The sequence below is a fragment of the Brevundimonas sp. T2-11 genome (assembly GCF_055397675.1).
On sequence record NZ_AP027920.1, the window covers coordinates 1,193,068 to 1,204,677 of the forward strand.

12 protein-coding genes are annotated in these 11,610 nt (G+C 68.1%); 7 read left to right on the top strand and 5 right to left on the bottom strand.

Annotated elements, in window-relative coordinates:
• Positions 1-164: 164 nt before the first annotated feature.
• Positions 165-659, top strand: a complete 495-nt coding sequence (locus ACZ5XO_RS06000; protein ID WP_464164367.1) for a hypothetical protein — start codon at positions 165-167, stop codon at positions 657-659.
• A 12-nt stretch (positions 660-671) separates the two neighbouring features.
• Here the strand turns inward: ACZ5XO_RS06000 and ACZ5XO_RS06005 are convergent, their stop codons facing one another.
• A complete protein-coding gene (locus ACZ5XO_RS06005; RefSeq protein WP_464164368.1) occupies positions 672-1,298 on the bottom strand; it encodes a DUF938 domain-containing protein in 627 nt (208 codons plus the stop codon).
• Positions 1,299-1,514: 216 nt separating this feature from the next.
• Here ACZ5XO_RS06005 and ACZ5XO_RS06010 point away from each other — a divergent pair, with 216 nt between their 5' ends.
• The gene (locus tag ACZ5XO_RS06010; protein ID WP_464164369.1) at positions 1,515-3,365 is read left to right on the top strand and encodes a phosphoenolpyruvate carboxykinase (GTP); all 1,851 of its coding nucleotides are present in this window, start codon (positions 1,515-1,517) and stop codon (positions 3,363-3,365) included.
• Positions 3,366-3,413: 48 nt separating this feature from the next.
• On the top strand, positions 3,414-4,424 hold the full coding sequence (locus tag ACZ5XO_RS06015) for an NAD(P)/FAD-dependent oxidoreductase (RefSeq protein WP_464164370.1): 1,011 nt from the start codon (positions 3,414-3,416) through the stop codon (positions 4,422-4,424).
• Between the two features lie 15 nt (positions 4,425-4,439).
• Here the strand turns inward: ACZ5XO_RS06015 and ACZ5XO_RS06020 are convergent, their stop codons facing one another.
• On the bottom strand, positions 4,440-5,174 hold the full coding sequence (locus tag ACZ5XO_RS06020) for a TonB family protein (RefSeq protein WP_464164371.1): 735 nt from the start codon (positions 5,172-5,174) through the stop codon (positions 4,440-4,442).
• 129 nt (positions 5,175-5,303) lie between these two features.
• On the opposite strand from ACZ5XO_RS06020, the gene ACZ5XO_RS06025 reads away from it, so the two are divergent.
• Positions 5,304-6,110 carry a transglycosylase SLT domain-containing protein gene (locus ACZ5XO_RS06025; protein WP_464164372.1) on the top strand — a complete coding sequence of 269 codons (807 nt, stop codon included), beginning with the start codon at positions 5,304-5,306 and terminating at the stop codon, positions 6,108-6,110.
• A gap of 96 nt (positions 6,111-6,206) precedes the next feature.
• The gene (spbR, locus tag ACZ5XO_RS06030) at positions 6,207-7,349 is read left to right on the top strand and encodes a SpbR family protein (RefSeq protein WP_464164373.1); all 1,143 of its coding nucleotides are present in this window, start codon (positions 6,207-6,209) and stop codon (positions 7,347-7,349) included.
• Between the two features lie 69 nt (positions 7,350-7,418).
• Here the strand turns inward: spbR and ACZ5XO_RS06035 are convergent, their stop codons facing one another.
• The 3 genes from ACZ5XO_RS06035 to ACZ5XO_RS06045 form a co-directional block, all read right to left on the bottom strand.
• Complete coding sequence (locus tag ACZ5XO_RS06035) at positions 7,419-7,892, bottom strand: Hpt domain-containing protein (protein WP_464164374.1); 474 nt, start codon at positions 7,890-7,892, stop codon at positions 7,419-7,421.
• A 61-nt stretch (positions 7,893-7,953) separates the two neighbouring features.
• Positions 7,954-8,724 carry an NAD kinase gene (locus tag ACZ5XO_RS06040; RefSeq protein WP_464164375.1) on the bottom strand — a complete coding sequence of 257 codons (771 nt, stop codon included), beginning with the start codon at positions 8,722-8,724 and terminating at the stop codon, positions 7,954-7,956.
• 31 nt (positions 8,725-8,755) lie between these two features.
• Complete coding sequence (locus ACZ5XO_RS06045) at positions 8,756-9,883, bottom strand: DUF2336 domain-containing protein (protein ID WP_464164376.1); 1,128 nt, start codon at positions 9,881-9,883, stop codon at positions 8,756-8,758.
• A gap of 164 nt (positions 9,884-10,047) precedes the next feature.
• Here ACZ5XO_RS06045 and ACZ5XO_RS06050 point away from each other — a divergent pair, with 164 nt between their 5' ends.
• Together ACZ5XO_RS06050 and ACZ5XO_RS06055 are read left to right on the top strand one after the other, a co-directional pair.
• Positions 10,048-10,812 (top strand): class II aldolase/adducin family protein, encoded by a 765-nt coding sequence (locus ACZ5XO_RS06050; RefSeq protein ID WP_464164377.1) that lies wholly within the window; start codon positions 10,048-10,050, stop codon positions 10,810-10,812.
• Positions 10,809-11,585, top strand: a complete 777-nt coding sequence (locus ACZ5XO_RS06055) for a hypothetical protein (protein ID WP_464164378.1) — start codon at positions 10,809-10,811, stop codon at positions 11,583-11,585. Before ACZ5XO_RS06050 ends, ACZ5XO_RS06055 begins: the two co-directional genes overlap by 4 nt.
• Positions 11,586-11,610 lie beyond the last annotated feature (25 nt).

The window sequence follows — 11,610 nt, forward strand, 5'->3', positions numbered from 1 at the left end:
CAGCGGGCCTATATGTTCAATCACCCTTAAAAACTGATCCAGATCGCGTTCGGCCACGCCGTGACGCGGCGATTTGCGTTTTCAGTTCCTCTTCAGGGGCATTTCACCCGATCCATTCTGAACGGGTGATCGAATATTGAACGACAACCTTCGAAGGAGACGTCTTGTCCGCTCAACGCAACACCTCGACCGCTGCTCGCCCTCGTCAGGGCTTCAACCGACCCGCCCCCGTGCGCCTGCGCATGGGTCTGATCATGCGCAAGGGCATGGATTTCGGCTCCCTGGGCGACATGGAGACCGCGCTGCGCTTTGACGGCGTGTCCTTGGCGCCGATCTCGACCGGCGACGCCAGTCTGGTCAGCGGCGGCGTGACCGTGCTGGCGACCGCGACGGCGGACGACATCACCAGCGGACGGGTGAAGGGCGTGGTCGTGCCGGGCGGTGCGGCGGACGAGGCGGGCCTGGCTCAGGTCAAGGCGTTGCTGGGTCTGGCCAAGGCGCAGGGCCTGCCGGTTCTGGCCTTCGCCGACGGCGTGGCTCTGGCGGCTGAAACCTTCGGCCTGACGGCGGATGCGCCGGGCGCCGTCTTCCAGGGCGACAAGGTGGCGTTGATCAACGCGCGCGCCCAGCTGTCGGCGGTGGTCGCGACGATCTCGTGATCGCGCGCCCGGCTAGGTTCGTCTGAACAGAAGGCTGATGTTGTTGGCGGGCATCTCCGTCCGCAACGTCAGCGTCAGGCCGTGTGATCGGGCCAGGGCGACGACCGCGTCCCGGTCGCGCAGACCCCAGGCCGGATCGCGGGTCTTCAGGCTGGCGTCGAAGGCCTGGTTCGACGGCGCCAGCGCAACCTCGGCCTCGCGATAGGGGCCGTAGAGATACAGCAGGCCGCCGGGGCGGGGCAGGGCGCGCTCCGCCAGCTTCATCAGCCCCTCTGTCGCCGCCCAGGGACTGATGTGGATCATGTTGATGCAGATCAGGGCGTCGAAGCCGCCTTCGGGCCAGGTCGCCTCGTCCAGACAATCCAGCGCCAGCGGCGGGTGAAGCCGGTCCGTCCCGGCCTCGGAGGCCCATGCGGCGATGCTGGCGCGCGCGTCCGGGCTGGGGTCGCTGGGCGTCCAGTCCAGACCGGGCAGGGCGCTGGAAAAGAAGACGGCGTGCTGGCCCGAGCCGGCGGCGATTTCCAGAATCCGTCCGCTTTTCGGCAGGTGGGCGCGCAGGATGCGCAGGATCGGATCCGCATTGCGAAGCGAGGCCGGGGAGGCCAGAGCCCCGTCGGGACGGGCGGTCAGGGTGTCCATGGTGCGCATCTGACTGTGGTATCCCTGTACGGCGCGACGAGCGACCTGAAAACATGCTGCGCCGCACCATTTTTATTCGGCTGGAAGTGAATTCCGGCAACGGTTGACCTTGCGTCGTCTCCGGTGGCATTGCGCCTGTAACAGGGCGTGATCGGCGCCCGACTCGTCACGACGGCGTCAGATCGTCGGGCGGTACGGTTCAGGAGACCATTTACTGTGACTGCAGACGTATCGATTCCCGGACTCTATCCGGCGCCCACCGAACACAAGGGCCTGGTCGCCTGGGTCGCCCAGATCGCCGCCCTGACCAAGCCGGACCGGGTTCACTGGTGCGACGGCTCGGAAGCCGAGAAATCGGCCATCATCGCCGACCTGATCGACAAGGGCACGCTGAAGGAACTGGATCAGTCCAAACGCCCCGGCTGCTACTACGCCGCCTCGGACCCCAAGGACGTGGCTCGCGTCGAAAGCCGCACCTTCATCTGCTCGGAAGACGAGGCCGACGCCGGCCCAACCAACAACTGGGCTGATCCGATCGAGATGCGCGACCGTCTCGACGGCCTGTTCGACGGCTGCATGAAAGGCCGGACGATGTATGTCGTTCCGTTCTGCATGGGTCCGCTGGGCTCGAAGATCTCCGCCCTGGGCGTCGAGATCACCGACAGCGGCTATGTCGCCGTGTCGATGGGCGTCATGACCCGCATGGGCAAGGGCGCGCTGGACATGCTGGGCGCCGACGGCGTCTTCGTTCCCGCCGTTCACACCCTGGGCGCGCCCCTGGCCGAAGGTCAGGCCGACGTGCCGTGGCCCTGCAACGACGACAAGTGGATCGTCCACTTCCCTGAAACCCGCGAAATCTGGTCCTACGGCTCGGGCTACGGCGGCAACGCTCTGCTGGGCAAGAAGTGCTACGCCCTGCGCATCGCCTCGATCATGGCCCGCGACGAGGGGTGGCTGGCCGAGCATATGCTGATCCTCAAGCTGACCAGCCCCGAGGGTGTGTCCAAGTACGTGGCCGCCGCCTTCCCGAGCGCCTGCGGCAAGACCAACCTGGCCATGCTGCAACCGGCTCTGGCGGGCTGGAAGGCCGAGACGGTCGGCGACGACATCGCCTGGATGCGCTTCGGCGACGACGGCCGCCTGTACGCGGTGAACCCGGAAGCGGGCTTCTTCGGCGTCGCGCCGGGCACCAGCCGCAACACCAACCACAATGCGCTCGAGACCCTGGCGAAGAACACCATCTTCACCAACGTCGCCCTGACCGCGGACGGCGACGTCTGGTGGGAAGGTCTGACCAAGGAAGCGCCTGCCGGCCTGACGAACTGGAAGGGCCAGCCGCACGATCCGGCCTCGGGCGAGCCCGCCGCTCACCCGAACGCCCGCTTTGCAGCGCCTGCCGGCCAGTGCCCGGCCATCGCGCCCGAGTGGGAAGACCCGGCGGGCGTGCCCATCGACGCCATCCTGTTCGGCGGTCGTCGCGCCTCGGCCGTGCCGCTGGTGACGGAAGCCTTCGACTGGGAGCACGGCGTCTTCATGGGCTCGACCGTGGCTTCGGAAGGCACCGCCGCCGCCGAGAACAAGGTCGGCGAGCTGCGCCGCGACCCCTTCGCCATGCTGCCCTTCTGCGGCTACAACATGGGCGACTACTTCGGTCACTGGCTGAAGATGGGCGAGAAGGCGGATGCGTCGAAGCTGCCGCGCCTCTTCTTCGTCAACTGGTTCCGCAAGAACGAGGACGGCAAGTTCGTCTGGCCGGGCTTCGGCGACAACGCCCGCGTGCTGAAGTGGATCGTCGAGCGTCTGGACAGCAAGGCCGAGGCCGTGGACACCCCCGTCGGCCGCGTGCCGTCCAAGGCCGCGCTGGACCTGTCGGGTCTCAGCCTGTCGGACGCCGACCTGAAGATCCTGCTGGACGTCGACGCTGACGTCTGGACCGAGGAAGCGGCGCTAATCCCCGCCTTCTACGAGAAGTTCGGCGACCGCCTGCCCAAGGCCTTGTGGGGCCAGCACGCGGCCCTGACCAAGCGTCTGGAAGAGGCGCGCGCGGCCAGGCTCGCCGCCGAATAGGACAAAAGCCGGGTTGAAATCGGGGCGCGGGAGGTCGAAGGACAGCCCGTGCCCCTTTTCAATTCTCAAGACATCCTGGTGGTCGGCGCGGGCGTTCTCGGCCTGTGTGCGGCGGCCGAGCTGGCCCGGCGTGGTCATGCGGTGACCGTGGTCGATCCCGGCGGGCTGAACGCCTCTGCGGTCGCGGCGGGGATGATCGCCCCGGCGATGGAAAGCGCGGTCGACGACCTGAGCCCCGACCACGCCGCCCTGCTGCGCCGCGCCCGGGACGCCTGGACCGATTTCGCGGCGGCGACCGGGGTCCGGCTGGACCGCGACCCGGCCGAATGGCGGGGCGAGAACGTCGAGGTTTTGGCTGCGCGGTTGTCCGCCTTGGGCTTTGACCACGCCTGCGACCCCGACGCCGGGCGGCTGACGACAGACGAAGACTGGAAGGTCGAACCGGCCCAGGCGCTGGCGGCGCTCGGTCGCCGCGTTCGCATGGTTGAGGCCAGGGCGACCGGATTGAGTCGTGACGGCGAGCGCTGGCGGATCGACACGACGGCGGGGCCGCTTTCGGCTGATCAGGCCGTGCTGGCCACTGGAGCCTCCGACCTGATGGAAGGCCTGCCGGAAGACGCCGCTCGGTTGCTGGGCATGATCGCGCCGATCCGGGGGCAGATCGGTCTGGTGGGGGAACGACTGGTCGAGCACGTCGTGCGCGGTCCCGGCGCCTATATCGCGCCCATGGGGCAGGGCGGCGTCATCGGCGCGACCATGGAGGCCGGCGAGCGGTCGCTGACGCCTGATCTCGAACGTTGCTCTCGGATGCTCGACGCGGCCTGGGCCGTGCTGGGCCAGGCGCCGCGTCCGCTGACCATCGAATGGCGCGCCGGGGTGCGCGGCGCCACGCCTGACGGCCTGCCGATGGCGGGCGCGGTCGAGCGGGGGCTGCACCTGGCCCTGGGGCCGCGTCGCAACGGCTGGCTGTTGGGGCCGCTGGTCGCCGGTGTGGTCGCCGACGAAGTCGAGGGCCGGCCCTCGAAAGAACCGACCCTCGTCCCCCGTCGCTTCATCTAGCCTTCGAGGACGGTCCTACTCGGGCAGGGTGAAGCGAATGGCCATGCTGACGCGGGCGCCGTCGACGGCCTGACCATCGACAGTGCGCGGGCTCAGGCGGAAGTAGCGCGTCAGGCCCAGGGCCGCCCGTCCGAAGCCCTGATTGCCCGGGGTTTCCGACGACACCGAGCATCCGGTCAGGGTTCCATCGACCCGCACCAGGCAGGACAGGTTGGCCACGCCGCTGACGCCGCGCGCCTCGGCGGCGGACGGATAGGCCCGCATCATCTGGTCCGCTGACGGTCTCCTGACCCAGTCAGGGTTGGTGATGACCGGCGGCGTCCGCACCGGCTCCGCGCTGACCGCCGTTCCGGTCGAAGGCTCGCTGGCGGGAGCGGTGAGATTGATCACCGGCCCCGTATCGGTCGAGGTGACCGGAGCGACCGGAATCACCAGCGGCTTCACATCGGATGCGATGACGTTTTCGGCTCGATGAATGGGCGGCGTCGGTGCGGGCGGATCCTTGGGCGCGACGGTCGGTTGGGGCGGCTTGGGCATGGGGATGATGTCAATGACGGTGGTCGGCGTGTCCTCGATCGCCGGGATGTCCGCCAGTTCGAAACGCTGATTGTACAACCACACCCCGACGCCGACGTGCACCAGGGCCGACACTCCGATCGCCGCCCACATCCAGCGCGGAATCGGCTTCTTCCGTTCGGAAAAGTCTATCGGGCTCACCAGTCCGGGGCCGCCCGCGGTTCTGATCATCATGGCCTTCAACGTCTCCTGTCGTTGGCCCTCCCCAGAGCCCACGGAACAAAGGTCGCGCTCAGCTTGCGGCTTTATTGCGGCGCTTGTTTATTAGGCATTCATTAACCTTGGTTAGCGACCGTCAACCATATGAGCGTAGGAGCGATTCCATCATCCGGCGGGGTTGAGGCGGCCATCCGGCGTGCGTCCAGCACGACCGGGGTGGACTTCGATTTCCTGATGAAGACGGCGCGCCGCGAGAGTGCGATGAACCCGTCCGCGCGGGCCTCGACCTCGTCCGCTTCTGGCCTGTTCCAGTTCATCGAGCAGACCTGGCTGGCCACGGTGAAGCAGCACGGCGCCAAGCACGGATACGGTCAGTACGCCGACCTGATCCATCGTGGCGACGACGGCCGCTGGCGCGTCCAGGGCTCGGCTCGCAATGTGGTGCTGGACCTGCGTTTCGACGCCCAGGCCGCCTCGACCATGGCGGCGGAGCTGACGGCCTCCAACGCCGCCTATCTGCGCGGGCGCACGGGGCGGGAGCCCGGCGCCGGCGATCTCTACGCCGCCCACTTCCTCGGGCCGGCGGGCGCCGCCAAGCTGATGGAGGCCATGCAGTCGCGGCCGGGCGCCAGCGCGGCGTCGCTGTTCCCCGACGCCGCCTCGGCCAATCGCTCGATCTTTTATCGCAACGGCCGTCACGCCACGGTGGCCGAGGTCCACGCCAACCTGCAGCGCACGGCGGGCGAAGGCGCGCCGGCGGCGGGGGCCGGCTCGGTCCAGGGCGTCACGACGCCGGACCTGAGTGAAAAGGACCGTTTGCTGGCCGCGCGTCTGGATCGGTTGAAGCAGGACCAGAGCCTGTTGGCGCTGCTGCTGGGCCAGGACGGCCAGGGCGGCAAGAGCAGCGGCTTCGGCGGGGCCTTCGCGCCCCCCTCGGAAACGGCTGCCTGAACCGACAGGGTTTCGTCTCACTCCTAACGAGACGTTAACTATGTAAAGCTAAGCGTGACGATTGATTCTTCGTCCGCCCAGCTCACGAGCTCCCGTATGACCGCCTACCGCGCACGACTGACGGAAAGCGACATTCGGCGCCTGATCAAGTCCGACGCCGAGGACGAACGGGCCGCAGCGGCGCACAAGCTGTGCCGCAGCATCGACCGGATGTCGCTGGACGACATCGAACGCGAAGCGGCGCAGAAAATCCTGACGGTCATGGCGAATGACACGGCCGAACTGGTGCGCCGGGCGATGGCTGTGACGCTCAAGGCCTCGGCCCTGATGCCGCGCGAGGTCGCCCGTCGCCTGATCGCCGACGTGGACAGCGTGGCTCTGCCCATCATCGCCAGTTCACCGGTCTTCACCGATGATGACCTGATCGAGATTGTCCGGGCAGGGTCGCCGGTGCGCCAGAACGCCGTGGCCGCGCGCGATCGCGTGCCGCGCGACGTCGCTGATGTCCTGGCCGCCGAAGGCTGTCAGTCCGCGGTTCGCGCCCTGGCGGCCAACGACAACGCCGACCTGTCCGAGAAGACTCTGGGCCTCGTCATCGATCGGTTCGGCGCAGAGCAGGATATCGTGTCCGTCGTGGCCTATCGCCAGGTTTTGCCGCTGTCGGTGACAGAACGCCTGGTCTCCCTGGCCAGCGACGCGGTGCGCGAACACCTGGTGACCCGCCACGCCGTGGCCCCGGAGACGGCGATCCAGTTCGCCCGCTTCACGCGCGAGCGGGCGACGGTCGATCTGGTGGATCAGGCGCGGGTCAGCAACGACCTGCCGGCCTTCGTCGTCGGTTTGAACGCCCGCAGGGCCTTGACGGCTTCCTTGTTGCTGAGAGCCCTGGCTCGCGGACAGATGGCCCTGTTCGAGCACGCCCTGGCCGAGCTGGCCGGCACGCCTCACCATCGCGCCTGGCTGATGGTGCATGACGCCGGCCCGCTTGGGTTGAAGGCCATCTATGATCGGGCCGGTCTGCCGCCGCGCCTGTTCCAGGCCTTCCGCGCTGGCGTCGACACCTGGCGCGCCCTTCAGGCCGAGGGCGGGGACACCGCCGGCGAGGACTTCCGTCGTCGGATGCTGGAGCGTTTCCTGAGCCAGCGCCCCAACACTTCGCGCGAAGATTTGGCCTATCTGATGGAGCGGCTGGATCAGCATCCGGCCCAGGGCGTGGAGGCGGTCGTTAGCGCCGCCTGACACGGGTATGGCTTCATGAAAAAGGCGCCCCCGGATCGAGGGCGCCTTTCGCCTGTCCGAGGCTTGGGGTCAGGCCAGATGTTCGGCGACGCGGGCTTCCAGGGTTTCCGCCAGGGCGCGGCCCGTCGGGTGTTCGTCTGTCTGGATCTCGTCTCGCACCACGGCGCGAATGGCGTCGATGTGGGCGTCCAGCAGGGCGGCGGGCGCCTGCATCCGCTTGTCGGCGTCGTCCATCATCCGGCACAGGGAACCGGCGATACGCGTCACCAGCGGATACTGATAGGTGGCGCCCAGACCCTTCAGATCGTGGGCGCGGAAATAGAGCCCCTCGGCGGTTTCCGGGGTGTAGCCCTTGGCGCGGATGTCGGCCTGGGCCTGGTCCAGCTTGGCGATTTCGTCGTTCAGCCACTGTCCGAACTGGGCCGACATGGCTTTGAGGGCCGCTTCGGCCTTGGCGATGGCGTCGGCGTCGATGCCCCCGAAGCCGCCGACCTTGGCGCGCAGTGGGTTGGGCGGGCGAATGACCTGGGGAGGGTTGCTCACGGTACGGCTCCTGACTCTTGAAACCGAGACTAGACGCGGAGCCTTAAAAACCCGTGACGTTTCAGCTGGCGAATTGCTCGGCCATGACGCGTTCCTCGAAGGAGCGCCCGGCGTCGAACAGCATGGTCAGGCTGATGTCGCGGCGTTCGCGCACCTCGACCCGGGTGACGCGGCGGACCTCGAAGTTGTCGGCGGTTGCGCTGACGGGCCGTTTGTCAGGCTCCAGCACCTCGAAGCGGACGCGCGCCGTGTGCGACAGCAGGGCGCCGCGCCAGCGCCGGGGCCGGAAGGCGCTGATCGGCGTCAGGGCCAGGCTGGGCGCGTCCAGGGGGATGATGGGGCCGTGGGCCGACAGGTTGTAGGCGGTCGAGCCGGCGGGTGTGGCGACCATGCAGCCGTCGCAGCTCAGCTCCTCCAGCCGCACCTTGTCGTTGATGCTGACCCGCAGCTTGGCGGTCTGGCGTGTCTGACGCAGCAGGGAGACCTCGTTGATGGCCAGGCCGCTATGGACCTCGCCGCTCTCGACCCAGGCGTCCATCTGCAAGGGGTGGATGACGGTGCGGTCGGCCTCCGCCAGACGGGTCAGCAGATCGTCCTCGTCATAGTCGTTCATCAGGAAGCCGACCGAGCCGCGGTTCATCCCATAGACGGGGGTACGCAGCTGCAGGTTGTTGTGCAGGGTCTCCAGCATGAAGCCGTCGCCGCCCAGGGCCACGATGACGTCCGCCTGGCTCACGAGAACCGAGCCATAGCGTTCGCTCAGGCGCAGGCGGGCCTGTTCCGCCTCGGGGCGGTCGCTGGCGACGAAGGTGAGGGCGAGGGAGGCGGTCACGACGCTAGGCAAGCGGAGCAGGCGGCCCGTGTCAAACGGAAGCGTCGCCGATTTCAGCCATCAACAGCCGAAACTCATAGGCGGCCTGATCCGCCGAGCGCTCGGCCAGGCGCCAGGCCGAGCTGTCTGGATCGTGAGGGAAGCCCTTGTTCAGCTTTCGGATTTCGGTCAGCAGGGCGGGAAAGGCGGCGCGGTCCAGGCCGACGGCGACGCAGGCCAGGAACAGGGGGCGTGCTGTGTCGCCCTGAAGGGCCCGGTGGATCTGACCGATCTCGAACCGTCCCAGGACGGCCAGGCCATGGGCGAAGACGCCCAGTTTTCCCTCGCGCAGGGCGCGGATCAGATAGGCGGGACGAAGCTGGCCGGCCGCATGCAGCTTGGCCACGAGGCGGGCGTCCAGGTCGTCATCGGCGGCGGGCAGGGCGACTACGGCTCCCCATTCCACGGCGGCCGCGCTGCGGCTTGCGCCTTCGGCGGCCTGGGCGAGTCTGGCGGGGTCGATGACGAAGCGATCGCTGATGGCCTGACGCAGGGCCTCGCCGACCCATTGGTACAGACGCAAGGCCAGGGTTTCGTCCAGTGACGGATGGCGCGTCAGCGGCGCACGCAAGGCAGCCACGCGGCGCGACTGGGCGACCAGTTCGGCGAAGGTCGCGGTCTCGATCCGGGCGCTGCGGTTGGTGGCCAGGGCTGTCATGACCGCCGGATCGCGCCCATCGACGATGGCGCGCGCCACGACGGCGCCGATGTCGGGGCGCAACGCCACCTGAATTTGATGTTCGATCGAGCAATCGGCCAGAAGCCGCAGCAGGTCCTCGTCCTGCAACAGGGGGCTGGCGGCGATGACGGGGCGGGCGATTTCAATCTCGTCGGCGGCCAGCATCCGCACCAGGGCCGGCGGCGCCCAGTCGACCTTCGCCAGGCGGTGCGCCAGGGTCTGGCGGATCTCGCGTTCAGCGCTACGGGCCAGGCCGATGAAGATGTCCGTCAGGGCGGCGGGCGCGGACCCTTCGGCGGTCGAGCTCTCATAAAGGCCGGCGACGCCCAGCAAGAGGCGGCGCTGGTCGTCCGGCGTGCGGCTGGCGGCCAGATGCAGCAACTGGTCCAGTCCCGACAGCGGGATGGCGTGCGTCGGGACGGGCGGAACGACTGTGGACACCGGGGCTCCGCGCAATAGGGGACGGTCGTGTCGGACCGCGGTTCATAATCCTCGTGCCGCGTGAAAACAGGGTTAACGAAAACCTTCCGTCGTCAGTGGAGCGTCGCTTGACGGCGGCCCGGACCGGCGCGACCTTCAACAGAACAATGATAAGGGAGGTCGTCATGGCGGACGGAACGGCGGCGACGCTGAAGTCGCGGGTGTCGGAATCAGAGTGGCAGGCGCGTGTCGAACTGGCCGCGCTTTATAGGCTGGTGGCATTGCACGGGTGGGACGACATGATCTTCACCCATATCTCGGCCCGCGTGCCAGGCCCCGAGCACCACTTCCTGATCAACCCCTACGGTTGGTATTTCGACGAAATTACAGCCTCTTCCCTGGTGAAGGTCGATCTGGACGGCAATATTGTTCAGGACACGACCAGCTTCATCAATCCGGCCGGTTTCACCATCCACTCGGCGGTCCATGCGGCGCGTGAAGACGCCAAGTTCGTCATCCATCTGCACACGGTGAACGGCGTCGGCGTGGCGGCCCAGAAGGACGGCTTGCTGCCGATCAGCCAGAACGCCTGCCTGCTGCAACACCAGGTCGCCTATCACGGCTATGAAGGCCTGGCGCTGAACCACGACGAGCGCGAGCGGCTGGTGGCGGATCTGGGCGACAAGCCGCTGATGCTGTTGCGCAACCACGGCACGATGGCTGTGGGCGAGACGGCGGCCCAGGCCTGGGTCGGGATCTTCTTCCTGGAACGCGCCTGCGCCCAGCAGGTGGCGGCCCTCTCGGGCGGGCGCGATCATGTCCTGACCGCTCCGGATGCAGCTCAGGCCGAGACGAAGGATCAGGGGCGCGGCATCGGCTTCGTCTCCGCCCTGGCCTGGCCCGGCGCCTTGCGGCAGCTTGAACGAAAATCGCCGGGTTACGACGTGTGAAGGCGGTCGGGGGGCTGCTGATCATGGCGGGGCTGGCGGGGGCCGGGACGCCCGCCGCCGCCGGGGCCTGGAACCTGCCGAAAGGGCAGGGTCAGGTCATTGTCAAATATGAAGACATGCGCGCCGACCAGGCCTTTGTCGCCGACGGCGAGGTCGATCTGCCGACCGAGCGCGTGGATCGCGCGACGTCGCTTCTGGTCGAATACGGCCTGGCCGATCGTCTGACTCTGCAATTGAAGAGCGAGTGGCAAACCGGGCGGGACGAATACGCCGCCTACGACGGGCAGGGGCCTCTGGAGCTCGGCGCCCGGTGGCAGGTCTATCGGGACCCGGCCAACGTCGTCTCCGTTTATGGCGGCTATGCCCGGTCAGGTTCGGGGCGAAACGCCGGCTATGCGCCGCCGGGCGTGGGCGACAGCGACTGGGAGGCGCGCCTGCTGGTCGGTCGATCATTCGACGGTTCCGGCCGGAAATGGGGGCCGCGGCGCGGCTTTGTCGAGGCGCAGGCGGCGCGGCGATGGCGTCAGGGATTGCCGGACGAGGTTCGGCTGGACGTGACGGCGGGCGCCCATGTCGGCGAGGACTGGATGCTGATGGCGCAGGGCTTCGGCGGCGCGGTCGATGGCGGCGGCGCTCGCTGGCTGTCGCTGGAAATCTCGGCCGTGAAGGACTGGGGCCAGTGGAGCGTGCAGGGGGGCTGGCGTCAGGCGATCGCTGGTCGCGACACGCCCGCGGCCGGCGGCCCGGTCGTGGCGATCTGGCGTCGATTTTAACGCATCTTCCGCGACGGAAGCCGAC